The 26282-nt window shown below is 69.9% G+C and carries 26 protein-coding genes and 2 pseudogenes; 14 read left to right on the forward strand and 14 right to left on the reverse strand.

From position 1 onward, the window contains the following. Nucleotides 1–18 precede the first annotated feature (18 nt). Genes ACFVKT_RS09340 through ACFVKT_RS09355 form a run of 4 tightly spaced genes read left to right on the forward strand, consistent with a single transcriptional unit; the run spans nt 19 to nt 4192 of the window. Nucleotides 19–1236, forward strand: coding sequence for an acyl-CoA dehydrogenase family protein (locus ACFVKT_RS09340; RefSeq protein ID WP_385729251.1), 1218 nt, complete (start codon nt 19–21; stop codon nt 1234–1236). Nucleotides 1237–1292: 56 nt separating this feature from the next. Beyond that, nucleotides 1293–1847 carry an NADPH-dependent FMN reductase gene (gene ssuE, locus ACFVKT_RS09345; protein ID WP_385729253.1) on the forward strand — a complete coding sequence of 185 codons (555 nt, stop codon included), beginning with the start codon at nt 1293–1295 and terminating at the stop codon, nt 1845–1847. A 4-nt stretch (nt 1848–1851) separates the two neighbouring features. Continuing rightward, a complete protein-coding gene (locus ACFVKT_RS09350; protein ID WP_385729255.1) occupies nt 1852–3036 on the forward strand; it encodes an SfnB family sulfur acquisition oxidoreductase in 1185 nt (394 codons plus the stop codon). Nucleotides 3037–3049: 13 nt separating this feature from the next. Next, nucleotides 3050–4192, forward strand: coding sequence for an LLM class flavin-dependent oxidoreductase (locus tag ACFVKT_RS09355; RefSeq protein ID WP_385729257.1), 1143 nt, complete (start codon nt 3050–3052; stop codon nt 4190–4192). Nucleotide 4193: 1 nt separating this feature from the next. Here the strand turns inward: ACFVKT_RS09355 and ACFVKT_RS09360 are convergent. From ACFVKT_RS09360 to ACFVKT_RS09390, 7 genes and pseudogenes are all read right to left on the reverse strand, one after another. Next, nucleotides 4194–5252, reverse strand: a pseudogene (locus ACFVKT_RS09360) (acyl-CoA dehydrogenase family protein). A gap of 166 nt (nt 5253–5418) precedes the next feature. Further along, nucleotides 5419–6111 carry an urea ABC transporter ATP-binding subunit UrtE gene (urtE, locus tag ACFVKT_RS09365; protein ID WP_384377172.1) on the reverse strand — a complete coding sequence of 231 codons (693 nt, stop codon included), beginning with the start codon at nt 6109–6111 and terminating at the stop codon, nt 5419–5421. Nucleotides 6112–6120: 9 nt separating this feature from the next. Further along, complete coding sequence (urtD, locus tag ACFVKT_RS09370) at nt 6121–6936, reverse strand: urea ABC transporter ATP-binding protein UrtD (RefSeq protein ID WP_385729259.1); 816 nt, start codon at nt 6934–6936, stop codon at nt 6121–6123. After that, complete coding sequence (gene urtC, locus ACFVKT_RS09375) at nt 6933–8084, reverse strand: urea ABC transporter permease subunit UrtC (protein WP_385729261.1); 1152 nt, start codon at nt 8082–8084, stop codon at nt 6933–6935. The genes urtD and urtC overlap by 4 nt, the downstream gene beginning before the upstream one ends. Next, on the reverse strand, nt 8081–8977 hold the full coding sequence (gene urtB / locus ACFVKT_RS09380) for an urea ABC transporter permease subunit UrtB (protein ID WP_385729264.1): 897 nt from the start codon (nt 8975–8977) through the stop codon (nt 8081–8083). The genes urtC and urtB overlap by 4 nt, the downstream gene beginning before the upstream one ends. Nucleotides 8978–9040: 63 nt before the next feature. After that, on the reverse strand, nt 9041–10264 hold the full coding sequence (gene urtA / locus ACFVKT_RS09385; RefSeq protein ID WP_385729266.1) for an urea ABC transporter substrate-binding protein: 1224 nt from the start codon (nt 10262–10264) through the stop codon (nt 9041–9043). A 334-nt stretch (nt 10265–10598) separates the two neighbouring features. Further along, complete coding sequence (locus tag ACFVKT_RS09390; protein ID WP_385729268.1) at nt 10599–11711, reverse strand: substrate-binding domain-containing protein; 1113 nt, start codon at nt 11709–11711, stop codon at nt 10599–10601. Nucleotides 11712–11788: 77 nt separating this feature from the next. On the opposite strand from ACFVKT_RS09390, the gene ACFVKT_RS09395 reads away from it, so the two are divergent. The 5 genes from ACFVKT_RS09395 (at nt 11789) to ACFVKT_RS09415 (ending at nt 16646) form a co-directional block, all read left to right on the forward strand. Next, on the forward strand, nt 11789–12235 hold the full coding sequence (locus tag ACFVKT_RS09395) for a MarR family winged helix-turn-helix transcriptional regulator (protein ID WP_385729270.1): 447 nt from the start codon (nt 11789–11791) through the stop codon (nt 12233–12235). Between the two features lie 210 nt (nt 12236–12445). Further along, the gene (locus ACFVKT_RS09400) at nt 12446–13768 is read left to right on the forward strand and encodes an aldehyde dehydrogenase family protein (RefSeq protein WP_385729272.1); all 1323 of its coding nucleotides are present in this window, start codon (nt 12446–12448) and stop codon (nt 13766–13768) included. A 335-nt stretch (nt 13769–14103) separates the two neighbouring features. Next, the gene (locus ACFVKT_RS09405) at nt 14104–14994 is read left to right on the forward strand and encodes a glycoside hydrolase family 19 protein (RefSeq protein ID WP_385729274.1); all 891 of its coding nucleotides are present in this window, start codon (nt 14104–14106) and stop codon (nt 14992–14994) included. A 78-nt stretch (nt 14995–15072) separates the two neighbouring features. After that, nucleotides 15073–15978, forward strand: a complete 906-nt coding sequence (locus ACFVKT_RS09410) for an aldo/keto reductase (protein ID WP_385729277.1) — start codon at nt 15073–15075, stop codon at nt 15976–15978. 353 nt (nt 15979–16331) lie between these two features. Further along, nucleotides 16332–16646 carry a hypothetical protein gene (locus tag ACFVKT_RS09415; protein WP_385729279.1) on the forward strand — a complete coding sequence of 105 codons (315 nt, stop codon included), beginning with the start codon at nt 16332–16334 and terminating at the stop codon, nt 16644–16646. Nucleotides 16647–16679: 33 nt separating this feature from the next. Here the strand turns inward: ACFVKT_RS09415 and ACFVKT_RS09420 are convergent, their stop codons facing one another. Next, the gene (locus ACFVKT_RS09420; protein WP_385729936.1) at nt 16680–17390 is read right to left on the reverse strand and encodes a dienelactone hydrolase family protein; all 711 of its coding nucleotides are present in this window, start codon (nt 17388–17390) and stop codon (nt 16680–16682) included. A gap of 339 nt (nt 17391–17729) precedes the next feature. Next, nucleotides 17730–18314, reverse strand: a pseudogene (locus ACFVKT_RS09425) (phosphatase PAP2 family protein); the annotation flags it as partial. A 219-nt stretch (nt 18315–18533) separates the two neighbouring features. On the opposite strand from ACFVKT_RS09425, the gene ACFVKT_RS09430 reads away from it, so the two are divergent. Together ACFVKT_RS09430 and ACFVKT_RS09435 are read left to right on the forward strand one after the other, a co-directional pair. After that, on the forward strand, nt 18534–18941 hold the full coding sequence (locus ACFVKT_RS09430) for a VOC family protein (RefSeq protein ID WP_385729281.1): 408 nt from the start codon (nt 18534–18536) through the stop codon (nt 18939–18941). 33 nt (nt 18942–18974) lie between these two features. Next, on the forward strand, nt 18975–20045 hold the full coding sequence (locus ACFVKT_RS09435) for an adenosine deaminase (RefSeq protein ID WP_385729283.1): 1071 nt from the start codon (nt 18975–18977) through the stop codon (nt 20043–20045). On the opposite strand, the gene ACFVKT_RS09440 is transcribed toward ACFVKT_RS09435, so the two are convergent. Further along, on the reverse strand, nt 20042–20542 hold the full coding sequence (locus tag ACFVKT_RS09440) for a DinB family protein (protein WP_385729285.1): 501 nt from the start codon (nt 20540–20542) through the stop codon (nt 20042–20044). The genes ACFVKT_RS09435 and ACFVKT_RS09440 overlap by 4 nt on opposite strands. A gap of 61 nt (nt 20543–20603) precedes the next feature. Continuing rightward, nucleotides 20604–21488 carry a LysR family transcriptional regulator gene (locus tag ACFVKT_RS09445; protein WP_385729287.1) on the reverse strand — a complete coding sequence of 295 codons (885 nt, stop codon included), beginning with the start codon at nt 21486–21488 and terminating at the stop codon, nt 20604–20606. Between the two features lie 149 nt (nt 21489–21637). Between ACFVKT_RS09445 and mgrA the strand changes: the two genes are divergently transcribed. Then, complete coding sequence (gene mgrA, locus ACFVKT_RS09450) at nt 21638–22636, forward strand: L-glyceraldehyde 3-phosphate reductase (RefSeq protein ID WP_385729289.1); 999 nt, start codon at nt 21638–21640, stop codon at nt 22634–22636. On the opposite strand, the gene ACFVKT_RS09455 is transcribed toward mgrA, so the two are convergent. Then, complete coding sequence (locus ACFVKT_RS09455; protein ID WP_385729291.1) at nt 22617–23615, reverse strand: oxidoreductase; 999 nt, start codon at nt 23613–23615, stop codon at nt 22617–22619. The genes mgrA and ACFVKT_RS09455 overlap by 20 nt on opposite strands. Before the next feature lie 99 nt (nt 23616–23714). Between ACFVKT_RS09455 and ACFVKT_RS09460 the strand changes: the two genes are divergently transcribed. After that, entirely contained in the window at nt 23715–24644 is a 930-nt protein-coding gene (locus tag ACFVKT_RS09460; protein ID WP_385729293.1) for an AraC family transcriptional regulator, read from the forward strand. A 114-nt stretch (nt 24645–24758) separates the two neighbouring features. On the opposite strand, the gene ACFVKT_RS09465 is transcribed toward ACFVKT_RS09460, so the two are convergent. Together ACFVKT_RS09465 and ACFVKT_RS09470 are read right to left on the reverse strand one after the other, a co-directional pair. Next, entirely contained in the window at nt 24759–25046 is a 288-nt protein-coding gene (locus ACFVKT_RS09465; protein ID WP_385729295.1) for a DUF1905 domain-containing protein, read from the reverse strand. 80 nt (nt 25047–25126) lie between these two features. After that, a complete protein-coding gene (locus ACFVKT_RS09470; protein ID WP_385729297.1) occupies nt 25127–25504 on the reverse strand; it encodes a nuclear transport factor 2 family protein in 378 nt (125 codons plus the stop codon). A gap of 356 nt (nt 25505–25860) precedes the next feature. On the opposite strand from ACFVKT_RS09470, the gene ACFVKT_RS09475 reads away from it, so the two are divergent. Next, the gene (locus ACFVKT_RS09475) at nt 25861–26271 is read left to right on the forward strand and encodes a hypothetical protein (RefSeq protein WP_385729299.1); all 411 of its coding nucleotides are present in this window, start codon (nt 25861–25863) and stop codon (nt 26269–26271) included. Nucleotides 26272–26282 lie beyond the last annotated feature (11 nt).

Below are 26282 nucleotides of genomic sequence, written 5' to 3' on the forward strand. Positions count from 1 at the left end.
CGAAAGAGGTCGACAAGCATGAGTACCGTCACCCCCACCGACTGGCAGACCCGCCCCGCCCCGGAGACCGCTCAGGACTGGATCGCCCGCGCCGCCGCGGTCGCCGCAGTCCTCGCCACCGACGCCGCCGAGCGCGACCGGGCCGGCGCGACCCCGCACGCGGAGATCCAGCTCCTCAAGGACTCCGGCCTCGTCACCCTGCTCGGACCCACCGAGCACGGCGGCGCGGGCCAGGACTGGCCCACCGCCTACCGCGTCATCCGCGAGGTCGCCAAGGCCGACGGCTCCATCGGCCAGCTCCTCGGCTACCACTACCTGTGGAACTGGGCTGCCCGTCTGGTCGGCACCCGCGAGCAGTGGGAGCACGTCGAGGCCGAAGCCGCCAAGGGCCGCTGGTTCTTCGGCGGCGCCGTCAACCCGCGGGACAAGGACGTCGTGGTCACCGAGGACGGCGACGACCTCCTCTTCACCGGCCACAAGTCCTTCTCCACCGGCAGCAAGGTCTCCGACGTCACCGTCCTCGAAGGTGTCTTCGAGGGCACCGACCGGCACGTCTTCGCGATCGTGCCCTCCGACACCGAGGGCCTGACCTTCCACGACGACTGGGACAACATCGGCCAGCGCCTCACCGAGAGCGGCAGCGTCACCCTCGACCGGGTCCGCACTCCCTGGGCGAGCGCCGCCGGATACGTCGACAAGGAGTTCCAGCCCCGGATCTACAACACCCTCAACGTCCCCACCATCCAGCTGGTCTTCGTCAGCTTCTATCTCGGCATCGCCGCGGGGGCCCTGGAGACCGCGGCCACCTATACCCGCACCAAGGCCCGGTCCTGGCTGCACGGCGGCTTTGAGCGCGCGGTCGACGAGCCGTACGTCATCGACACCTACGGCGACCTCACCGCGAAGCTCTGGGCGGTCGAGGCCCTCGCCGACGCTGTGGCCGCCGAGGGACAGAAGCTGCACGAGGACCCCGACGCCGTCACCGAGCAGACGCGCGGCGACTTCGAGGTCAGGGTCGCCGCCGTCAAGGCCCGCGCCACGGACGTCGCCCTGGAGATCGGCAACCGGATCTTCGAGGTGACCGGCGCCCGCTCCACCGCAGCCGCCGAGGGCCTCGACCGGTTCTGGCGCAACATCCGCACGCACTCCCTCCACGACCCGGTCGCCTACAAGCGGCGCGAGGTCGGCCGCTGGGTACTCGAGGGCGAACTGCCCGAACCCACCTGGTACTCCTGACCGCTCGCCCGGGGCGCCTCCGTCGGGAGGCGCCCCGCTCCGCAGAAAGTGGGCCCATGGCCACCGTCCTGTCCGTCTCCGGCAGCCCCTCCGTCTCCTCCCGCACCGCCAAACTCCTGCGTCACCTGGACACCCGGCTGGCCGCGCAGGGGCACAAGGTGATTCCGCTCGACGTCCGCACGATTCCGGCGGAGGCCCTGCTCGGCGCCGACTTCAAGCACCCCGCCATCGTGGAGGCGACCGAACTCTTCGCCCTCGCCGACGGCGTCGTCATCGGCACGCCCGTCTACAAGGCCGCCTACTCGGGAGTCCTCAAAGCCCTGCTCGACCTGCTTCCGCAGTACGCGCTCACCGGAAAGACCGTGCTGCCGCTGGTCACCGGAGGCAGTACCGCGCATGTCCTCGCCCTCGACTACGCGCTCCGCCCCGTCCTCAACTCCATGGGTGCCGCGCACATAGTCCAGGGCTGGTTCACCCTCGACAAGGACATCACGACGGGTGAGGACGGCAGCATCACCGTGGCGCCGGGCACCGCCGAGGCCCTGGCCCAGGTGGTCGACCAGTTCTCGGCCGCTCTCGGCCGCTCACCCCTGCTGGCCGCGGCAGGCTGACCCCATGACCGCCAAAGTGATCGCCGACGACGTCGAGGCACTGGCCGTCGCCGCCGCGCTCGCCGACGAGTTCCGCGCCGGCGCCTCGGCGCGGGATGCGACACGAAGGCTCCCGCGAGAGGAGTTGGAGCGGCTCTCCGCCTCCGGACTGCTCGCCGTCACCGTGCCCGCCGAGCACGGTGGCGCCGACGTGAGCCAGGAGACCCTCGCGGAGATCTTCCGGCTGCTGGCCTCCGCCGACGCCAGTCTCGCGCAGATCCCGCAGAACCACTTCGTGTACGTGAACGTGATACGCCGTCAGGGCACCCGGGAGCAGCGGGAGTTCTTCTTCGCCGAAGTGCTGGCCGGGCGCCGCTTCGGCAACGCCCAGTCGGAAGCGGGCACCAAGCACGTCCAGGACATCCGCACCCGCCTGGAACCCCGCCCGGACGGCTCCTACCTGCTCACCGGCGTCAAGCACTACTCCACGGGCGCGCTCTTCGCCGACTGGATCCCCGTCCTCGCCCGAGCCGAGGACGACAACCTGCACGTCGCGTACGTCCCACAGGACGCCGCCGGGGTGACGGTCGTCGACGACTGGGACGGCATGGGGCAGCGTACGACGGCCAGCGGCACTGTCCGCCTGGACGGTGTGGCCGTTCCCGCGAACCGGGTCGTCCCGCACCACCTCACCTTCCAGGGTCCCCAACTCCACGGGGCCGTCGCACAGTTGCTGCACGCCGCCATCGATGCCGGGATCGCCGCGGGCGCGCTCGCCGAGGCCGTCGAGTTCGTCCGTACCAAGAGCCGGCCCTGGTTCGAGAGCGGTCTCGACACCGCCGCCGAGGATCCGCTGCTCATCCAGCGCTTCGGTGAACTCGCCATCCAGGTACGGGCGTCCGAGGCGCTGCTCGGCGCGGCGGCCCGCGCGGTCGACGCGGCCCGCGAGGACCTCGACGAGGATTCGGCGGCCGAGGCGTCGATCGCGGTGGCCGCCGCGAAGGTGCACACCGCCGCCACCGCCCTGGAGGTGGCGGGCGCGCTCTTCGAGGTCTCCGGCACCCGCTCGGCCCTCAACTCCCTCAACCTGCACCGGCATTGGCGCGACGCCCGGACCCACACCCTGCACGACCCGGCACGCTGGAAGATCCAGCACATCGGCCGCTACGTACTCAACGGGACGAAGCCCCCTCGGCACGGCCTGCTCTGAACGGAGACCTCACGTGTCCCTCACCTTCCACTGGTTCCTGCCCACCAACGGTGACAGCCGGCATGTCGTCGGCGGCGGCCACGGCACCCCGGCCACCGTGTCGGGACGGGACCGGCCGCCGACGGTCGCGTATCTGAGCCAGATCGCCCGTGCCGCCGAGGACCTGGGCTTCGTCGGCGCGCTCACGCCCACCGGCGCCTGGTGCGAGGACGCCTGGCTGACCACCGCGATGGTCAGCCAGAACACCGATCGGCTCAAGTTCCTGGTTGCCTTCCGGCCGGGCTTCGTCTCACCCACCCTCGCCGCGCAGATGGCGTCCACCTTCCAGCGGCAGACCGGCGGACGCCTGCTGCTGAACGTGGTGACCGGCGGCGAGAGCCACGAGCAGCGGGCCTACGGCGACTTCCTCGACAAGGACGCCCGCTACCGCCGTACCGGCGAATTCCTCCAGATCGTCCGGGACCTGTGGGACGGCAAGACCGTGGATCTGGCCGGCGAACACCTCAGGGTCGAGGACGCCAAGCTGGCCCGCGTACCCGACCCGGTCCCCGAGATCTACTTCGGCGGCTCCTCACCCATCGCCGGTGAGATCGCCGCCCGTCACGTGGACGTCTACCTCACCTGGGGCGAGCCGCCCGCGCAGGTCGCCGAGAAGATCGCGTGGGTACGCGGCCTCGCCGAGAAGGAGGGCCGGAGCGTCCGGTTCGGGATCAGGCTGCACGTCATCACCCGCGACACCTCCGAGCAGGCCTGGGCCGAGGCCCACAAGCTCCTCGACGGCTTCGACCCGGAGACCGTGAAGTCCGTACAGGCCGGGCTCGGACGCAGCGAGTCCGAGGGCCAGCAGCGGATGCTCGCGCTGCACGGCGGCAGCCGCGACGGCCTGGAGATCCACCCCAACCTGTGGGCCGGGATCGGGCTGGTCCGCGGCGGCGCGGGCACGGCCCTGGTCGGCAGCCACGACGAGGTTGCCCAGCGGATCGCCGAGTACCACCGGCTCGGCATCGACGAGTTCGTGTTCTCCGGCTATCCGCACCTGGAGGAGGCGTACTGGTTCGGTGAGGGCGTCCTGCCGCGGCTGGCCGCACAGGGCCTGTGGCAGCACCCCTTCGCGAAGCCGGCCGCTCCGGCGGCACAGGTGCCTTTCGCGAGCTGAGTCAGCCGGGCGAGCCGAGCGAACCGAGGTGCGCCGTGCGCACCTCGGCCGTCTGCCCCTGCACCAGCAGGAACATCCCCTCGCGCGCCAGTCGCTGCGCCGGACTGCCCAGGTCGATGGAGCGCCCGCCACCGGCCACGACCGCCGCGGTCGTGGCCGCGCGCATGAGGTCGTACGACCGCGTCTTCACCGCCAGCCGCTCGTCGACGCGCTCGGTCGGCACCGGGTGGTCGGCCAGCTCGTACGCCTGCCGCCTGACCTCTTCCAGGCGGCTGCGCAGCGCACGGGCGGTCTCCTTCGCGGCGGGGTCGTCGGACGACTCCAGCAGGTCGAGCGCGGACGCGGTGACGCCGAAGACCGCCGGTGAGGCGTTGGTGTTCCTCGGACGGTCGGTGACGGCCCAGGCCTCGTACGGGGTACGCAACGCCACCGCGTCGTCCGGCAGCCACAGGCCGGCCAACTCCAGGGAGACCGTCCGGGAGGCGGTGAGCGCGGCGAGCCGCATCGGGGGAGAGGGCCGCAGACCGGGCTGCTCACGCGCCTCGGTGAACGCGAACAGCGCCTCGTCCGTCTCCGTCACGCCGGCCAGCAGCATCACGTCGTTGAGTCCCCAGCCCGTGTACCAGGGCACCGTCCCGTCGAAGCGTCAGCCGCCGCGCTCACGGGTGACCCGGACGGGGACGCGCGGATGGGCGCGCAACTGGGCGTATGCCACCCCGGACAACAGCTCCCCACGCGCCAGCGGTCCCAACAGCCGCTCCCGCAGCAGGAGTTGAGCCTTGGTGAGCATCTGTACCGGCGTGTGGTGCTGGGTCTGCACGAACCAGGTCGAGCCACATGCCCCGGCCAGGATCTCGGCGGTCTCCCGGGCCACCGCGGCGGGCGCCGCCGACCCGCCGTACTCCACCGGGGCGCTCACTCCCAGCAGCCCGGACCGTTTGACCGCCTCGATACTGCTCGCGGGTACCCCTTCCTGGTCCACGCGCTGCGCCTGCGGCGCCAGTACCTCGGCGGCGAGGCGGCGCGCGCGGGTGACGAGAGGATGCGGTGCGGTGCTCATCGGAGGAATCTCCCGGTGTCGAGGTGTCCGGTGCCGATTCAACCTTCCACGCGGGGAGCATCTGGAACCGGGCCGTCGACCAGAGGGGTGCGGGCGTGCACGCGCAGGGGCCGGCCGTCGACCGGTTGAGTGCGCGCGTACGCCCCCGACGGCGCACGCGCGTCCCTCACACGCTGAGCGCCTCCCGCACCGACCGCTCCGCCTCCTGTCCGCCCTCGCCCGAGGACGTGACCCGCCCCGCCTCCAGGACGTAGTACCGCTGCGCCGCCCGCATCGCGAAGCCGACGTGCTGCTCGACCAGGAGGACGGAGAGCCCGCCGCGCGCGGCGAGGGCGAGGATCGTCTCCTCGATCTCGGCCACCACGGAGGGCTGGATGCCCTCGGTGGGCTCGTCGAGGAGGAGCAGCCGTGGCCCCGTCACCAGGGCGCGGGCGATGGCGAGTTGCTGCCGCTGGCCACCGGAGAGCAGCCCGGCCCGCCGGCCCGAGAGGGTCCGCAGCGCCGGGAACAGATCCAGCGCCTCGGCGACCGCCTCCTTGCCGCGCGCTCGCCCGTCGGCGACCAGTTGGAGGTTCTCGGCGGTCGTGAGATGCGGGAAGGCCTGCTGCCCCTGGGGGACGTACGCCATGCCGCGGGCCACCCGCTCATGGGGCTTGCGGCGGGTGATGTCCTCACCGTCGAGCCGGACGGTGCCGCTCTGCGGGGTGAGCAGTCCGACCGCGGTGCGCAGCAGGGTGCTCTTGCCGGCGCCGTTGTGCCCGAGGACGGCCGCCACACCGTCGTGCGGGACCTCGACGGAGACCCCGTGCAGGACGGAACTGCGGTGGTAGCCGACGCGTACGTCATCGATCTCCAGCATCATGTCCGCTCACGCCTCCTGCATGCCGACGCCCGCGGCGGCTTCGGTGACCGGACCCTCGCCGATCGGAGGCTCGGCGGTCGGCGTATCGGCCGCGTGCCCGAGATACACCTCCTGCACCTTCGGATCCGCCTGCACCTCGGCCACCGTCCCCTCGCTCAGCACCTTGCCCGCGTGCAGCACGCTGACGCTGCGGGCGAAGGAGCGCATGAAGTCCATGTCGTGCTCGATGACCACGACGGTCCGCTCCTGGCTGATGAGCTCCAACAGCTCACCGGTGGCCTGCCGTTCGTCGTGGCTCATGCCCGCCACCGGCTCGTCGAGCAGCAGCAGCCGTACGTCCTGGACGAGCAGCATCCCGATCTCCAGCCACTGCTTCTGACCGTGCGCGAGCGTCCCGGCCGGACTGTCGGCGAGCTCGGTGAGGCCCACCGTGTCCAGCGCGCGGGCGACGGGCTCCGGCACGCCCTTGCGGCGGCGCAGCATCGTCAGCATGCCCCGGCCCGCGCCCGCCGCGATGTCCAGGTTCTGAAGGACCGTCAACTCGTCGAAGACGGTGGCGGTCTGGAAGGTCCGGCCGATCCCCGAGCGGGCGATCCGGTGCACGCTGCGCCCGAGGATGTCCTCGCCCCCGAAGCGCACCGATCCCTGCGCCCTCACCAGTCCGGTGACGGCGTCGACCAGGGTCGTCTTTCCCGCGCCGTTCGGCCCGATGAGGAAACGCAGGTCGCCCGGGCGCACGTCGAGGTCGACTCCGTCCACGGCGGTGAAACCGTCGAAGGACACCCGCAGTTGGCGTATCTCAAGACCTGAGAGCTCAGTCATACCGGTTCTCCCACTGGAACGGGGGGCGCCTTCTCGTCGGTTCCCTGCTCGTCGGCGGCCGATCGGGAGGACCCGCGGCGGCGCCGTACGATCCCCACCAGCGAGGCGAGACCGCCGGGCAGGAAGGCCAGGGCGACGATGAACAGCAGCCCCTGGAAGTAGGTCCAGGCCGCGGGGAACTCCTCCGACAGTGCCGTCTTCGCCCAGGCGACACCGACCGCGCCGAGCACCGCGCCCACCAGGCTCGCCCGGCCGCCGACCGCGGCGCCGATGACCAGCTCGATGGACGGCACGATCCCGATCAGCGCGGGGGAGACGATCCCGACCGCGGGCACGAACAGCGCGCCCGCGAGCCCGGCCATGCCCGCTGCCACGACGTAGGCGACGAGCTTCACGTTCGCCGGGTTGTAGCCGAGGAAGCGCACCCGCTCCTCGGAGTCCCTTACGGCGATGAGGAGTTCGCCGTACCGGCTGTGGATGAGCTGGCGGGCCAGCGCGATCAGAAGGAGCAGGACCGCGGAGATGATGAAGTACACCATCCGCTGGTTGACCGGGTCGTCGAGGTCGTAGCCGAAGAAGCCCTGGATGTCGGTGAGTCCGTTGGTGCCGCCGGTCGTGGCCTGCTGGCCGATCAGCCAGATGGCGAAGGCGGCGGCCAGGGCCTGGCTGAGGATCGCGAAGTACGCGCCCTTCACCCGGCGCCGGAAGATGAACGAGCCGAGGATCGCAGCGACGGCCATCGGCAGCAGTACGGTCGCTGCCAGCGCGAAGAGCGGATTGGCGAACGGACGCCACCACCAGGGGAGTTCGGTGGCGGTGCCGTACAACTGCATGAAGTCGGGGAGGTTGCCGGGCCCCGCGTCCGCGATCTTCAGATGCATGGCCATGGCGTAACCGCCGAGCCCGAAGAAGACGCCCTGCCCGAGCGTCAGCAGTCCGCCGCGGCCCCAGGCCAGGCAGATGCCCACAGCGACGATCGCGGTGCACAGGTACTTGGCGAGCAGTCCGAGGCGGAAATCGGACAGCGCGAGCGGAGCCACGGCGAAGAGCACGACGGCGCCCACGGCGAAGCCGGCCGCGGGGCGCAGGGCGGTGAACCGGCCCCTGACGCCGGTGAGTTGTTTCGAGGCGGGGGGAGTGGTGGTCATACGAGACTCCTCGTACGCAGCGTGTACAGCCCCTGGGGCCGCCACTGGAGGAACGCGACGATGGCCACCAGGACCAGTACCTTCGCGACGCTGACGGTGGTGGAGTACTCCAGTACCGACTGCAGGACGCCCAGCACGAAGGCGACGATCACGGTGCCCTTGAGCTGTCCGATGCCGCCGACCACGATCACCAGGAAGGCGTCGATGATGACGTTGGTGCCCATCGTCGGCCCGATCGGACCGACCAGGGTCAGGGCCACCCCGGCGACACCGGCGAGACCGGACCCGATGAAGAACGCGGTGCGGTCGACGCGGCCGGTGGAGATGCCGGACACCTCGGCCAGGTCCCGGTTCTGCACGACGGCGCGGATCCGGCGGCCGAGCGGAGTGAGCCGCAGCGTCAGCGCCAGCGCGAGGACCGCCGCGAGCGCAAGGCCGAGGATGAACAGGCGGCTGTTGGCGAATGTGAGCGGGTCGTCGCCGCCGATGACGGTGATGTTCCCGGTGAGAACGTCGGGGGCGCGAGTCTGCACATTGGGCGCGCCGAAAATGTCACGGGCGAGTTGCTGGAGCATCAGGGAGACGCCCCATGTGACGAGAAGCGTGTCCAGTGGCCGGAGGTAAAGGCGCCGAATGAGCAGCCATTCCAGGAGCGCGCCGAGCGCCCCCGACACGAGAAAGGCGACGGGCAGCGCGGCGATCAGTGAAATGCCTGCACTGGAAATGGACTTCTGGAGGACATAGGTGGTGTAGGCGCCGGCCATGATGAACTCGCCGTGGGCCATGTTGATGACATTCATCTGGCCGAAGGTGAGCGAGAGGCCGAGCGCGATGAGCAGCAGAACGGCACCGATGCTGACACCGGTGAACATCTGCCCGAGGATCACGGTCATGCGGCGACTCCGGGGAGGCGGGACGCGGGGGCCGCTTCGCGAAGGGCCCCCGCGCACGGGTGATCAGGAGAGGCCGGCGGCCCAGTCGTAGCCCTTGAGGTAGGGGTCCGGCTTGATCGGCTTGCCGGAGTCCCAGACCTGCTCGATCAGCCCGTCGTCGCCGATTTTGCCGATGCGGGCGGTCTTGTAGATGTGCTGGCTGGCGCCGTCCACGGTGACCTTGCCCTCGGGCGCGTCGAAGGTGATGCCGTCCGAGGCGGCCTTGACCTTCTCGGGGTCGAACGACTTCGCCTTCTCGACCATGGCCTTCCACAGGTAGACCGAGGTGTACGCGGCCTCCATCGGGTCACTGGTCGGCTTGTCCTGGCCGTACTTGTCCTTGTACGCCTTCACGAACTTGGTGTTCGCCGCGCCCGGAGTCGTCTGGTAGTAGTTCCAGGCCGTCAACTGGCCCTCCAGGTACTGCGCTCCGATCGACTTGACCTCTTCCTCGGCGATCGACACGGAGACGACCGGCATGCCCTTGGCGGTCAGGCCCGCGGACTTGTACTCCTTGAAGAAGGCCACGTTCGAGTCGCCGTTGAGGGTGTTGAAGACCGCGTCCGCCTTCGACGCCTTCACCTTGTTGGCGATCGTGCTGAACTCCGTGGAGCCCAGCGGCGCGTAGTCCTCGCCCAGCACCGTCATGCCGTTGGCCTTGGCGTACGCCTTGATCTCCTTGTTGGCGGTGCGCGGGAAGACGTAGTCGCTGCCGACCAGGTAGATCTTCTTCTTGCCCTGGCTCTTGAGGTAGTCGAGCGCGGGGATGATCTGCTGGTTGGTGGTCGCGCCCGTGTAGAAGATGTACGGGGACTCCTCAAGTCCCTCGTACTGCACGGGGTAGAACAGCAGCGACTTGTTCTTCTCGAAGACCGGCTTGACGGCCTTGCGGCTCGCGGAGGTCCAGCAGCCGAAGGTGGCCGCGACCCGGTCCTCCGAGATCAGCTTCTGTGCCTTCTCGGCGAACGTCGGCCAGTCGGAGGCGCCGTCCTCGCTGATCGGCTTGATCTGCTTGCCTAGCACTCCGCCCGAGGCGTTGATCTCGTCGATCGCCAGCTTCAGCGAGTCCCGTACGGTCACCTCGCTGATCGCCATCGTGCCGGACAGCGAGTTGAGCAGTCCGACCTTGACGGTGTCGCCGCTCACGTCCGCCTGCGCGGCCTTGTCGGACGTACCGCCCGCGTCGGTCTTGGCGCCGCACGCGGAGAGCGCGACGACGGCCGCGAGTGCGGCGGCGCCGGCCACCACCCGGCGTCGGAGACGAATGGAACTGCTGGAACCGCCTGAACCGACTGAATCGCTGGAACCGCTTGAACCGCGTGAACCGCTGGACAAAAGAACCCCCTCGGGCTGTGGAGGAGACGACCTCCTGAAGTGCGGTCCACAGCCTCAAGTGACCCTGTTTCCAAGGTGTTTCGCGATACTTTCCCGGCGGTATATTCCCGCTCTCATGGAGCCGTCGCAGGGAAATCCTGGGGCAACAAAAAATGCCCGGGGCGGAATCCATCAACTGAATTCACAATTCGCCCGAGGCATTCTAGTTACTTCCTGTGGGAAGTATCTTGGCGGGCATGCGGCTCTGTCAAGGGTGGGAACCGTGAAGGTCGAGCTGGGCGACCACGTCGAAGCAGACTCCGTCCGCGCGTGCCAGATAGATGCGTTGGCGGACATGGCCGCCCCGCAGATGGAGCAGCCCACGCGGGCCCTCGTACGACACCGTCTCGGCCGCCGCCCCGATCGCCGACACATCGAGGGTCCTGGCCCGCCCGATCAGCGCGGCCAGCAACAGCACGCCCTCGTAACAGGATTCGCCGAGGCTCCCCAGGGCCGGTGCCTCGATACCGAACCGTCCGGCGTACTGGCCGTGGAAGTCCAGGGTGTCCTGGTTCGCCAGCGAGGCGAAGAATCCGGCGGTGCTGTACAGGTCGACGGTGGCCGTCGGCCCGCTCGCCATCAGCATGTTCTCGTCCATCAGGGTGCTCAGCCGCAGACAGCGCGCGTCGAGGCCGGCTGCCGCGAAAGCCCGGTTGAAGCGGACCGCGTCGCTGCCGACGAGCAGCATGAGCACTCCGTCCGCGTCGGACCGCTCGATGCGGCGCAGTACCGTGCCGAAGTCATGTGTGCCCAAGGGGAGATAGACCTCTCCCTGGATCTTGCCGCCGGCCTCCCGTGCGTAGCTGTGTGCGGCCCGGGCCGTACGGCGGGGCCACACATAGTCGTTGCCCACCACGAACCAGCGCCGCACCCCGCGCTCATGCGCCAACAGGCCCATCGCGGGCCGTAGTTGATCCCGAGGTGTCTCACTGGTGAGGAATACACCCGTGGTGTTCTCGCCACCCTCGTACAGCGCGGTGTAGACGTACGGCACGCGATGGGCGATCCTCGGCGCCAAGGCCTGCCGCACCGAGGAGATGTGCCAGCCCGTGACACCCTGCACGACTCCCAGGTCCACCAACGCCTCGACGTGGTCGGCGACTTCGCGCGGTCCGCTGCCGCCGTCGACGGGCAGCAGCCGCAGCTCCCTGCCCAGGACGCCGCCCGCACGGTTGATCTCCTCGGCGGCGAGCTGCGCGCACAGTTCACAGGTCGGTCCGAAGATCCCCGCCGATCCCTGCATGGGGAACACGAGTGCCACCCGGAACACGGAGTCGTCTGCCGTGAACCAGTCGGGCGGAGGCGGATCGTGCCGGAACATGGCGTCATGATTTCGGGTCCGCCCGGTGAACTCCAGTCCGTCTCATAGCATGTACAGCCCCGGGATCGAGGAGCAGGATGCCCACCCCAACTCCGCGTCAGCCCCAGGATCTGGCGCACCTCCTGACGCGTGCCGAGCGGCTGGCGGCGCGCCGGCTGCAGAGCGTGCTGGACGAGGACGGCTGCTCGCTCGACGCGTGGCGGGTGCTCGTCCTGCTCGGTGACGGCCAGGGGCATCACATGACGTCGATCGCCGAGGCCGCCTTTCTGCCGCCCCCGACGCTGACCAAGCTCGTCGACCACCTCGTCGACCAGAACCTCGTCCATCGCCGGGTCGACCCGCTCGACCGGCGTCGCATCCTCGCGTACCTCACCCCGCGCGGTCAGTCGTACTGGCGACGTCTCGACCGCGAGGTCCGCTCCCGGTGGCCGGTGCTGAGCGACGGTGACGACGAGCTGCTGCGGGCTCTGCTGGGGCGCCTGGTGGACACGCTCGACAGGGCGGGCGCAGAGACCACTCTCTGAGACTCTCCGGATCGCTATGGTCGCGGAGAGTGCTTTTCGTGTGCCCGGAATTTATTTGGGCACATGAAAGGTTGGTATATACATCGAGCTGTTCATCCGGCTCCAAGTCCAGCTCTGCGCGTCGAGTGCTCTACGCCGAGCTCTCTACGTTCAGCGATCTAGTACGTCGCGCGGTGGCCCCACCCGTCCGCGCCAGACCAGCGAGGCATCGTGAACCAGTCCACCCCCGAGCAGCCCGCCGACGTCGTCTCCCGGCTGCGCTCCACCTTCCGCTCCGGCCGGACCAAGCCCGTCGAATGGCGCAGGACGCAGCTGCGCCGACTGCGCGAGCTGCTCACCACGCACGGTGAGGACATCGCCGCCGCCCTCCACGCGGACCTCGGCAAGAGCTCCACGGAGGCCTTCCGCACCGAGATCAACTTCACCGTGCGCGAGATCGACCACACCCTGGAGCACCTCGACACCTGGCTGCGCCCCGAGCCCGCTCCCGTACCGGCGCACCTCGGCGACGACGCGAGGGCCTGGACGCAGTACGACCCCCTGGGCCTCGTCCTGGTCATCGCGCCCTGGAACTACCCGGTGCAGCTCCTGCTCACCCCGTTGCTCGGCGCCCTCGCCGCGGGCAACGCGGTGGTCGCCAAGCCGAGTGAGCTGGCCCCCGCCACGTCCGCCGTCCTGGCCCGGCTGCTGCCCCAGTACCTCGACACCGACGCTGTCGCCGTCGTCGAGGGCGCCATTCCGGAGACCACGGCGCTGCTTGCCGAGCACTTCGACCAGATCTTCTACACCGGCAACGGCACGGTCGGCCGCATCGTGATGCGGGCCGCCGCCGAGCACCTCACCCCCGTCGCCCTCGAACTGGGCGGCAAGTCGCCGGCGTTCGTCGACCGTGGCACCGACCTGGCTGTCGTCGCCGACCGGCTCGTCCGCGGCAAGTTCCTCAACGCCGGGCAGACCTGCGTCGCACCCGACTACGTGCTGACCGACCCCGAGACCGCCCGCGACCTGGAGCCCGAACTCGTCCGGGCGGTCGAGACGGTCTTCGGTGCCGAGCCGAAGAAGTCCACCGAGTTCGGGCGGATCGTCAACGAACGGCACTTCGACCGGCTCAGCTCGCTGCTCGGCTCAGGCCGCGCGGTCACCGGCGGCGAAAGCGACCGTTCCGTCAAGTACATCGCGCCGACCGTCCTCGCCGACGTCGACCCCAAGTCACCGGTCATGGCGGAGGAGATCTTCGGCCCGATCCTGCCGATCATCACGACGGCGGACCTCGACGAGGCCATCGGCTTCATCAACGACCGTGACAAGCCGCTTGCCCTGTATGTCTTCACCGACTCGGACACCACCCGGCGGCGGCTCGCCGACGAGACCTCGTCCGGCGGTCTCGGCTTCGGCCTGCCGCTCGCCCATCTGACCGTCTCCGACCTGCCGTTCGGCGGGGTCGGCGAGAGCGGCATGGGCAGCTACCACGGGCGCTACTCGATCGAGACGTTCAGTCACCGCAAGGCGGTGCTGGAGAAGCCGCTCGGCTGAGGAGGTCACAGACATGGCGGGCGGTGGCCCGGGCCGGCGGTGAACCGGTCCGGGCCACCGCTCTGTTCGAGTGTCGCGAGTGTCATGTAATGACCCGGTATCAGGCAGGCCGCCCAATTGTCGTCGGATGCCCCGGAGTTCCCCCCGTCAACGCTGTCGGATCCACCTGGTCTATACCTTGACTGGTACAGACCAATACGGTTGAGTGTGCCTCCACACCCCCCACCACGGCCGCTCCCGACGCCGTGTCCGGCCCCACCGGCGCGTGCGCACAAGGCTCTGCTTCGCTTTGCTCTTGGTCGGGTGCGGCCGTGCTCCGAAGAGGAGTTGATCCTGTGTCGAGGCGCCGCATCTCCGCAGTCATGGCCGCTGTCATCATAGGAACCGCCGCACCGGCGCTGTTGCCGGCCACGAGTGCTTCCGCCGCGGCTTGTTCGAGCTACGCGAGCTGGGTAGCCGGCAAGGCGTACGTCACCGGCAACATCGTCCGCTACACCGACGGCAAGGCCTACATCGCCGAGCACGACAACCCGGGCTACGACCCCACCGTCAGCACCTGGTACTGGGAGCCCTACGCCTGCGACAGCGGCACCGGGACCCCCGCCGCCAGCTTCGTCGTCACCGAGGCGCAGTTCAACCAGATGTTCCCGAGCCGGAACTCCTTCTACACCTACAGCGGTCTGGTCGCCGCGCTCAGCGCCTACCCGGCCTTCGCCAACACCGGCAGCGACACGGTGAAGAAGCAGGAGGCCGCGGCCTTCCTCGCCAACGTCAACCACGAGACCGGCGGCCTCGTCTACATCGTCGAGCAGAACACGGCCAACTACCCGCACTACTGCGACTACGGCCAGTCCTACGGCTGCCCGGCCGGCCAGTCCGCGTACTACGGCCGCGGTCCGATCCAGCTCAGCTGGAACTTCAACTACAAGGCCGCGGGTGATGCACTCGGCATCGACCTGCTGAACAACCCGTGGCTGGTGCAGAACGACGCCGCCGTGGCCTGGAAGACCGGCCTCTGGTACTGGAACACCCAGAGCGGCCCCGGCACCATGACCCCCCACAACGCCATGGTCAACGGCGCCGGCTTCGGCCAGACCATCCGCAGCATCAACGGCTCGCTGGAGTGCGACGGGAAGAACCCCGCGCAGGTCCAGAGCCGCGTCGACGCCTACAACCGCTTCGTCGGCATCCTCGGCACCACCGCCGGCGCCAACCTCTACTGCTGACATCGTCATCTCCCTGACGGTGTCCGGGTGAGCGGTGCCCTGGGTGCGTACACGTAGGTCGTGTGCGAAGCTGCCGCGATGACCTCAGCGAAGATCACCGCGGCAGCCGCGGGCACCTGGAAGCTCGGAGATCTGCCCGTCAACCGCATCGGATTCGGCGCGATGCGGCTGACGGGCAGTGCCGCTTTCCACCTGGGCGCACCGAGCGACCGCGCACGCTCGATCGCCGTGCTGCGGCGCGCTGTCGAGCTGGGCGTCGACCACATCGACACCGCCGCCTTCTACTTCTCGTCGCTGCGCTCGGCGAACGAACTGATCAACAGCGCGCTCGCCCCGTACCCGGACGGCCTGGTCATCGCCACGAAGGTCGGGCCGCACCGCGAGTACTCGGGGGAGTGGGGCACCGCCGCGAGGCCGGACCAGCTGCGCGGTCAGGTCGAGGAGAACCTGCGGCAGCTCGGCCGCGACCATCTCGACGTGGTGTATCTCCGCCGGATGCGGCAGGACTCGATCGCCGAGCACTTCGGGGCGCTGGCGGAACTGCGCGACGCGGGCCTGATCCGGCACCTCGCCATCTCCGACGTCGAGTCGAAGCACCTCGCCGAAGCGCAGGCCGTCGCACCGGTGGTGAGCGTGCAGAACAAGTACGGCCTCGACTTCCCGGACCCCGAGACGGACACCCTCCTGCGAGTGTGCGGCGAGCAGGGCATCGCGTTCGTGCCCTTCTTCGCGATCGCCGGCAAGGGCGGCGCGCAGGGAGCGAGCGGCGTCGACGACGAGGAGGTCCTCGCCGTGGCGAATGCGCACGGTGCGACCCCCGCGCAGGTCCGGCTCGCCTGGACACTGCGGCAGGGCCCGCACGTACTCGCCATCCCCGGCACCGGCAACCCGGACCACCTCGCGGAGAACGTGGCCGCGGGGGCGCTCCGGTTCACCGACGACGAAGCGGCCCGCCTCGACGCGCGCCATACGCGAGGGGAGTGAGAGCGAAGCCGTCCTTGGCGCACGGGTTCTTCGGGTGCGCGAGCGAAGCCGGTATTGAGGAGCGGGTTCCTCGGGGATCCGCCACACGTAAGGGAATGAGAGCGAAGCCGGTCTTCAGGAGCCCGTTTCCCGGTGACCCGCCGCCGCCGTGCCAGGTGAACCGAACCGCAGGCCGTCGATGACCAGGTCGAGGAGGCGCGCCACCCGTGCCTGACCCTCCTCGCCGGGGCCGGTCCGCCACAGGAATCCCAGCGTCAGCAGTACGTCGTCGGGGTCGACGCCGGGACGGATGCTGCCGGATCGGTTTCGAGGTCGTCGATGTCCGCGGCCACGCCGATCTCCACGTACGCGCCATGACCTCACCGGAAGCTGCGGGCCGGCGTTTCATCGCGGCCGGGGAGTTCCTCTGGATGGCGGACATCGCACAGGAGCTGCGCGCCGCGCTCGGCGACGCGGCGGCGAAGGTGCCCACGCGGAAACTTCCCGACGTCGCGGTCCGCCTGCCGGCGCGCTTCGATCCCGGCGTCCGTGCGGTAGCGCCCTACCTGGGACGCCGGCATCCGCACACCGCCGACAAGGCCCGGCGGACGCTGGCATGGCAGCCGCGCCCCGCGGCCGAGACCGTCACCGACTGCGCGCGGACTCCCGCCGCCCATCAGGTGGTGTAGGTCCCTGCCGGGTGGTGGGCGGCCTGCGGAGACTCAGCCCAACTGCTTGTGCAGGAAGGCCACCGTGCGCTGCCAGGCCAGCGCGGCTGACTCGGCGTCGTACACGCTGGGCCGTCCGTCATTGAAGAAGGCGTGCTGGGCGGGGTACAGGCGCATGTCCGGAGTGATGCCGGACTGCCGCTCGATCTCCGCGCTCATGTGCTCCAGGCTCTCCTTGGGGATACTCCCGTCGAACTCGCCGTGGTGACCGAGGATCTGTGCCTTGAGGCCGGAGTAGTCGTGCTGCGGGTCGGGGATCCCGCCGTAGAACGGCACCGCGGCGGTGACGCGCCGGTCCGCACTGGCCTGGTAGAGGACGAAGCCGCCGCCCATGCAGAAGCCGACCGAGCCCACCGTGGCGGAGGTCACCTCGGGTAGCCCGAGCAGGTGGTCGACCGCGCCGGAGAGCAGCTCGACGCCGCGCGACACCGGCAGCTCCTTCATCATCCGCAGCGCTTCGTCCTTCTCGTGGGCGACATTGCCGCCGTACAGGTCAGGTGCGAGAGCCACGAATCCCTCCGCCGCCAGCCGGTCGACGACGTTCGCGATGTGATCGGTGAGGCCCCACCACTCCTGGATGACGATGACGCCGGGCCCCCGGCCGGAGGGCGGCAACGCGAGATAGCCGTGCGCGGTGGCACCGGCGCTGGGGAACGTCACATTCTGATGGGCGGGGGCTCCGGTCGACTTCGGCAGCTCGGACATGGCACTCAACTCCTGTGGGGGCAGCGTCAGGTGGGGGCGCGGCGGGACCGGCCCCGAGTCGATCTCCACCATGCCACGCGTGTCTGTGGTGTTTCCTCCCGGCCCGGCACCCGGACTCCGGTCACGCGGGCCGCCTCCACCGCTCGTACGAGAGGGGCGCGGTCCGGGGTGAACGGGGACCTCGCGGTGCTGGGCGGCTGCATGGCGGCCGTCCCCCGCCGTCGGGTCCGGGCGCGGTGGCGGCGCCGATATCGCGGAGTAGGCGCCGGGAGCGAGCCGTGCGACGGCGTACGCGGTGAGGCTCAGCCAGCAGAGGCTGAAGAGCCAGCCGCCCAGGACGTCGGAGAACCAGTGAACGCCCAGATAGACACGGGACAGTCCGACCAGCGCGGTCCAGCAGCCGGTGAGCAGGGCGAGCGACCTGCTGCCACGCCCGGCCCGTGCGAGCACCGCGATGATGAGCAGGCCGCCGGTGACGGCGGACGTGGTGGTGTGGCCGGAGGGAAAGGACCAGCGGGTGGCGTGCGCGGCCCAGTCGACTGTCGCTGGGCGGGGCCGGGCTACCCAGGACATCACCCCGAACCGCACGGACTGCGCGGCGGCCAGGCAGCCGAGACAACCCACGACGGCGACGATCCGCTGCCTGGTGGTGCGGCCGAGGATGATCCCGGCCACGCCGGCCAGGACGAACGGGATGATCCCCGTGCCGCTGTTCGTCACCAGACGCGCCAGGGCGACCGCGACAGCGGGACGGTGTGCCACGGACCAGGAGGTGAGGTCCTCGTCGCCGAACAGAGCCGCGCCGCCCCGGCCGGTTATGGTCAGGGCCAGCAGCACGAACGCGACCAGGCTCCCCACCGCGATGGAGCCGGCGAGGTCCCGAGCGTCCTTGAGCGGCGGCGCGGTACGCGGCGCTGCGGGCATCGGAGTGGACCCTTCCGTAACGGCGCGCGGGCGCGACGGACGACCGCATCCGCGCTGACTACAATCCTGTAGACAGTCGACATAACTGTAGACGATCGCGGACCCGGGATCGTTCCCGCACCATGAGTCCCTCGATGAGCGACGGTCCGCCGATTCCTCGGTCGGGGATGCCGTACCCTACGTGTTACGTATAACCCACGAGCATGCGGAGAGGTCCCGATGAGACGCGTCGCCCTGGTCACCCTCGTCGTCGACGACTACGACGAGGCGATCCGCTTCTACACCGAAGCCCTCGGATTCCGGCTGGTCGAGGACACGCCGCGGCCCGACGGCTCCCGCTGGGTCGTGGTCGAACCGGGCGTGGACGGGCAGGGAGGCCAGGGCACCGGTCTTGTACTGGGCCGCGCCAAGGACGAGGCACAGCGCGCGCGGGTCGGTGACCAGACCGGCGGACGCGTGGGCTTCTTCCTGCACACCGACGACTTCGCCCGCGACTACGCGCGGATGCGCTCGGCGGGTGTCACCTTCCTGGAGGAGCCGCGCCACGAACCGTACGGCTCGGTCGTCGTCTTCCAGGACCTGTACGGAAACCGCTGGGACCTGCTCCAGCCCGCCCCCACCGCATAATCCACCGAACGAACCTGCCGAGGAAACACACGCATGACCGCGCCCCGCATCGACATCGACACCATCCGCCGGCTCCCCAAGGCCGTCCTGCACGACCACCTCGACGGCGGCCTGCGCCCCGCCACCCTCGTGGAGCTCGCCGAGTCGGTCGGCCACGCCCTGCCCACCACCGACCCCGACGCCCTGGCCGCCTGGTACTACGAGGCCGCCAACTCCGGTGACCTGGTGCGCTACATAGCCACCTTCGAGCACACCCTCGCGGTAATGCAGAGCCGAGAGGGCCTGCTGCGCACCGCCGAGGAGTACGTCCTCGACCTGGCCGCCGACGGCGTCGTCTACGGCGAGGTGCGGTACGCACCCGAGCTGATGCTGAACGGCGGGCTGAACCTGCCCGAGGTCGTGGAGACCGTGCAGGAGGGCCTGGCGGCGGGCATGGCCAAGGCGGCCGCCGCGGGCACCCCGGTGCGCGTCGGCACGCTGCTGTGCGGGATGCGGATGTTCGACCGCACCCGGGAGATCGCGGACCTCGCGGTGGCGTTCCGGGACGGTGGCGTCGTCGGCTTCGACATCGCGGGCGCCGAGGACGGCTTCCCGCCCGCCGACCACCTGGCCGCCTTCGAGCACCTGCGCCGCGAGAACGTGCCGTTCACCATCCACGCCGGTGAGGCGCACGGTCTGCCCAGCATCCACCAGGCTCTCCAGGTCTGTGGCGCCCAGCGCATCGGCCACGGCGTCCGCATCACGGACGACATCGTCGACGGCAAGCTCGGCCGGCTCGCGGGCTGGGTCCGCGACCGCCGTATCGCCCTGGAGATGTGCCCGACGTCCAACCTGCAGACCGGGGCGGCGACCTCCATCGCCGAGCATCCCATCACCGCCCTGCGCGACCTCGGCTTCCGGGTCACCCTCAACACCGACAACCGTCTGGTGTCGGGCACCACGATGACCCGCGAGATGTCACTCCTCGTCGAGGAGGCGGGCTGGACCGTCGAGGACCTGCGCACGGTCACCGTGAACACGGTCAAGAGCGCGTTCCTCCCCTTCGACGAGCGGGGCGCCCTCATCCGCGACGTGATCCTGCCCGGCTACGAGGCCGCGTTCTAGAGCAGTCCGCGCACGTATGCGGCCTGGCCGACATGCTGGAGATCGTCGGAAAGGACGCTCACCAGGCGCACGCCCAGGGTGACCGGGGGCTCCCAGTGCTCGTCCACGACGCGCTCGAAGTCCTTCGCGCCCAGTTCGCGGACGAACCCCAGCGTCTGTTCGTGCACGGCGTCGTAATAACCCAACAGCAGGTCGCCCGACTCCACCCGGACCTGGGCGACCTGCTTGGACGCATGCCCGTACCCGGTGTCCCGGTCGGGGAGACCCAGCGCGAAGCGGTCGGCCCAGCCCTGCGCGAGCCAGACCTGTTCGAAATCGGCCGCGTCGGCGACATGGTCGTCCTGGACCCGCGTGAGATGCCAGACCAGCCAGGAGATCGAGTTGGCGCCGACGGCAGGAGGGGTGTTGAGGCGGTCCGGGGACAGCCCGTCGACCACGGCATGGACCTCTTCCTGGATGCGGCTGAACGCGTCGATGAGGATGTCCTTTGCATGCATGTGTCCACCATCGCGCATCGCGGTCCCCCGCGCGCGCCACTCCCCAGGGTCGCCGGGTGGGCTACTCCGGGGCGTCGAGCAGGACCATCAGCGCCCGCGCCGCCGGACTGGTGGCGTCCGTCGGCGGCAGCATGGCGACCGTCTCGTATGACGCCTCGGACACGCCCTTGAAGGGGAGGGCGGTGAGATCGCCCGCCTCGCGCTTGAAGCCGAAGTGCCTTGGTACGACGGCGATTCCGAGGCCTTCGTGGACGAGCTCCAGGAGGCTGTGCACGTCGTTGACCTCAAGGGTCACCCTCCGCTGGACGCCCGCGGCGGCGAAGGCCGCGTCCGTGGTGCGGCGCGGCCCCCAGTCGGGGTGGAAGTCGACGAAGTCCTCGCCGCCCAGCTCCTCGGGCGTGAGCACCGCGGCGCTCGCGAGCCGGTGCTTCGGGTGGCAGAGCACGGTCATCGGCTCGCTGGTCAGCGGCACCGATCGGAGCTGGTCGGTGTCCGCCTGGGTCCGCACGGCGAAGGCGAGGTCGAGCCGCCCGGCAGCCACCTCCTCGGCCAGGGCCCCGGATCCCGCCTGTCGCAGGCAGATCTCGACGTCGGGATGGCGGCGGCGGAACGCGGCGAGGAGCGTGGCCACGTGCACCCCGGCGATGCACTGTTCGGCGCCGAGGGTGAGCGAGCCGCGCAGGACGCCCTGTACGGCGGCCACGGCGTCGTGGGCCGAGCGGACCTGCGCCAGGATCCGTTCCGCCTCACCCAGCAGGGCTCGGCCGGCCGCCGTGAGGGTGACGCGGCGGGTGGTACGGACGAACAGCGGAGCCTGCAGTTCTCGTTCCAGGGCGCGGATCGAGGACGACAGCCCCGACTGCGACACCATCAGCCGCTCGGCCGCCCGGGTGAAGTGCTGGTCCTCGGCTACCGCGACGAAATGCTGGAGATGGCGCAGTTCCATGAGGCGCAAGGGTAGTCGCCGACCGGGAGGCCGTCACCGCCGATTGAGAAGCGCCGACGCTCAATCCCATCCGATTCTCCCGTTGGACCGCTGGCCCGGCCACGCGCGAGAGTGGAGACCTGACTTTCCCGGCATCCCAGGAGTCCACGTTGTACACCGCACGCACCGACCGTTACGCGGACATGCCCTACCGGCGCACCGGACGCAGCGGCCTGAAGCTTCCCGCGCTGTCGCTCGGCCTGTGGCACAACTTCGGCCCCGAGCGGCCGGCGGAGACCCAGCGCGCGATCCTGCGCCGCGCCTTCGACCTCGGCGTCACCCACTTCGACCTGGCGAACAACTACGGCCCGCCGCCCGGCGCCGCCGAGTCCGCCCTCGGCGACGCCCTGAAGGCGGACTTCACGCCCTACCGCGACGAGCTGGTCATCTCCACCAAGGCGGGCTACCTGATGTGGCCGGGCCCGTACGGCGAATGGGGTTCGCGCAAGTATCTGCTGTCCTCGCTCGACCAGAGCCTGGGCCGGATGGGCCTCGAATACGTGGACATCTTCTACTCGCACCGCCCCGACCCGGAGACTCCCCTGGAGGAGACGATGGGCGCCCTGCACTCGGCGGTCCAGCAGGGCAAGGCGCTGTACGTCGGCGTCTCCAACTACTCGCCGGAGCAGACCCGCGAGGCCGCCCGCATTCTGGGTGACCTCGGCACCCCGCTCCTCATCCACCAGCCGCGCTACTCGATGCTCGACCGCCGCGCCGAGGAAGGGCTCCTGGACGCCCTGGACGAGCTGCAGGTCGGCTCGATCGCCTACTCGCCGCTCGACCAGGGCCTGCTGACCAGCCGGTACCTCGACGGCATCCCGGAGGGCTCGCGCGCGGCCAGTGACAGCCCGTTCCTGACCGCGGACACTCTCACCGAGGATCTCGTACGACAGCTGCGCGCCCTCGACGAGATCGCCAAGTCCCGTGGCCAGTCCCTGGCCCAGCTGGCGCTGGCCTGGGTGTTGCGCGGCGGCCGGGTGACCTCTGCGCTCATCGGCGCGAGCAGCACCCAGCAGCTCGAGGACAGCGTGACGGCCACCCGTGCCCTGGACTTCGACCCGGAGGAGCTGGCCCGGATCGACGCGATCATCAAGCCGGCCGGTCGATGAGGCGCTCGCTGAGCTCCCAGAGCCGGTCAGCCGCCTCGGGGTCGACGGCGTAGGGCAGCACGCCGGCGTTCCAGGACCTGTTCATGAGGGTCCACTCGTGGCCCTCCTCCAGCGACATCGGGGGAGCGACGTCGCTGTTCTCGCAGTAGAGGCCGCCCAGGGAGTCGAGCAGGGGGCTGGTGGCGCACCACACGCTGGTGGCCGCTCCCTGCTCGACGGTCTTGAGCTGCCGCTCGGGGTCAAGCACCGGCTGCCCCTCCTCGTCGAGTACGCCGACGGCCTTGAGGTCCTCCTCCGCGAGGTACTTCTTCAGACCCGTGTCGACGATGCTTCCCGGGTGGAGGGAGAACGCCCGCACCCCGTCGGCCTTCGCGCGGGTGTCCAGCCCGACCGCGAACAGGATGTTGGCCGTCTTGGACTGGCCGTAGGCCGCCCAGCGGTCGTACTCACGGCGCTCGAAGTGCGGGTCGTCGAACACGACCGGCGAGAAGCGGTGCCCCCAGGACGACACCGAGACGACCCGCGCCCCGCCCGCCCGGCGCAGTGCGGGCCGCAGTCGGGCGACCAACTGGAAGTGGCCGAGGTGGTTGGTGGCGAACTGTGTCTCGTAGCCCCGTGCGTCGCGCGTCAGCGGAGTCGCCATGATGCCCGCGCTGTCTACGAGGATGTGCAGCGGTCGGCCGGAGGCGAGGAAACGCTCCGCGAAGGCGTCGATGGAGGCGGGATCGAGCAGATCCATCCTCTCGACCTCGACGCCGTCCACCCCCTTCAGCGCGGCCCGCGCCCTGTCGGTGTCGCGCGCCGGTACGACGACCTCGGCGCCCGCGGAACGCAGCACGCGCGCGGTCTCCAGGCCGATGCCGGAATAGCCCCCGGTGACGACGGCGACCTTGCCGGTCAGGTCGATGCCCTTGATGACGTCCTCGGCGGTGGACGCGGCGTCGAACCCGGAGTGGAGGGGCTCTTGGACGGTGGTCATGGCTCGGTTCTCCTTCAGTGGGCTGTCCTGCCACCGTATGACCGGAGATCCGTACGCTGAATGCTTGAGAGTCCGCATTACTTGCGCGATAGTACGGATATGCCTGCTGATCCCCTCTCCGACACCCTCGCCCTGACGGACGCCCGATGCGTCATCTCCGGTGGATTCACGGCCGGCGGCAAGTGGGCGCTGCGCTTTCCCCGTCCCGGTCGGCTCAAGATCACCGCTGTGGTGCGGGGGAGCATCTGGGTGGCCCTCGACGACATGCGGGAGGCCGTGCTGCTGGAGACCGGAGACGTGGCCGTCTTCGACGGCAGCCGCTCCTTCGTGGTCTCCAGTGATCCGGCACTGGAGCCTGCGGATGCGTCGAAGCTGTTCGCCGATGCGCCCGGCCCAATGGTCCGGTTCGGCGCGGGCACGGACGTCGTCTCCATCGGCGGCCATGTCGAACTGGGCCGAAACGGCGAGGAGTTGCTGCTGCATGCCCTGCCGCCGCTGCTGCACGTCCGCGCGACCGCCGACGAGGCGCCCGTGCTGGGCTGGCTGCTCGACCAGCTCGTCCATGAACTGAGCGCCGGCCGTGCCGGTGCCGACTTCGCGTCGGACCAGCTCGCCCAGCTGATGTTCGTCCAGGTCCTGCGCGCCTATCTCGCCGATGCCGACGCCCTTCCGGCCGGACGGCTGCGGGCCCTCGCCGACGACCGCATCGCTCCCGCCCTGCGCCTGATGCACGCCGAGCCGGGCCGCCCCTGGCAGCTGGAGGAACTCGCCCAGGCGGCGGCGATGTCGCGGACCACCTTCGCCCAGCGCTTCCGTGCCGTGGCCGGCGTGCCACCCCTGACCTACCTGCTCGACTGGCGCATGAGTCTCGCCCGGCGTGCCCTGCGCGACGGCGAGGCCTCGTTGTCGGCGCTCGCTCAGCGGGTCGGCTACACCTCGGAGAGCGCGTTCAGCAATGCCTTCAAGCGCACGACCGGAATGGCCCCGAAGCGCTACCGGGACGCGGCCCGGACCGTGATCACTACCTGAGCCGCGGCCGGCCTCGAGCGTCGAGCCGCTCGGACCGTGCTCACGACCTGAACCGCGGCCGCGGCCCGCGTCGAGCCCCTCGGACCGTCGTCACGACCCGAACCGCGGCCGGCCCTACGCGTTGAGCCGCTCCTCCAGTCGCACGGTCACCGTGTCGCCCGCCGCCTTGCCGAGCGCTTTGCGCACCTCGGCCTTGACCGGCAGCATGTGGGTGCCGTCCCCCAGGGCCATGAAGGAACTGCGGAAAGGGTGGCCGTCGATCGTTCCGCTGACCTTGACCAGTCCGCGGGTCCCGAAGAACGCGACGGACTCCGGCCATTTGACGTAGGTCCAGCTTCCGGCCTCGGGACTTTTCCTCAGTACAGCGGTGAAGTGCGCGTCCACCTTGCTCACGGTGCTCATGGGGTGCTCCCTTTCCGTAAGTGCCCACTTCAAGAGACCACCGTGAGCCGTAAAACTCATCGCGGGGGCACCGCGACAACCTACGCGGGTACGCGGTCCAGGAATCCGTACACGCTGCGGATCCGGTCCTCGCCGTCGAGGGTGATCACGTCGAACCCGGCGACGGGCGCAGAGCCGTCTGCCTCGTGGACCAGTTCCCAGCCGAAGCGGGCGGTGTCGTGGTGTCCGTCGACCGTTCCCGTGAGGCGGAAGGCGAAGCCCGGGAACTGCTCATGCGCCGCGGCGATCACGGCGGCGATCTGCTCGTGGCCGCGGACCTCGGCCAGTGGGTCGGTGTAGCCGCCGTCCCCGGCCCACGCGGCGGCGACCGTCTTCGCGAGCGCGTCCGGCCCGGCGGCGTTCCAGGCCTCGAAATAGCGGGCGACGGCACTGTCATAACGGTCGTTGCTTGCGGACATGGTGGATCAGCCTCCATCAAATCGGGGTTCCTACAGGTCGGAGACCGGATTCCGGTGGGTGCTGCTTTGCTCGGATCCGATAACGCAACCATGCCCGGAGGCCCTTGGGGGCGTCGATTACTTCTGAGGTAAGGGCGGCCTGCTGCGTTTCGGCCAAACCTGGTGACGAATATGCCAGGAGACTGGCTGGAATGGCATGGTGACAGAGTGTCAGGAGTGGCGATACTCGAATACAAGGGCAATTCAGCCAGGCCCGTACATCGTCATCATGCACAACAGCGCCATCATGCACAGCAGACGAGCCGCAGGGAAAGCGAGGAAGTTCCGGCAGCGAGCGACGCGATGGGGGAGCGATCGTGCACGACGAATTCCTGTGCTATGTCACCGCGTACGGAGTATGCGGCGGTCAGCGGGTAGGCGTGCCGCTGGGAAGTTATCGCGCGCCCACGCTGGCGCTCGCCCTGTGGTGGATGCGGGACCGTGCCGCGTGGATGGCCGAGCGGCTCGACCCGCAGCCCGAGGATCCGACCTTCCCGCCGAACTCCATCGCCCCCGTGGGGTCGTCCGTCCCGGACGTGCCCGGCGTCCTGCGTGCCTGGTGCGGCGATTCGACACAACAGGAGCTGGTCGCCGACGAGTTGGCCGCCGGAAGGCTTGTCCGCATCGCCACCAATGACGACACCACCGAGTACGAGCTGATGGCCGAATCCGTGGACGCCCGGCGCATGCAGCGGACCGCCGCCGTACTCGGCAGCTCGGCGGCCTGACCGCCGGATCA

The sequence above is a fragment of the Streptomyces sp. NPDC127595 genome (assembly GCF_042671685.1).
Taxonomy (GTDB): domain Bacteria; phylum Actinomycetota; class Actinomycetes; order Streptomycetales; family Streptomycetaceae; genus Streptomyces.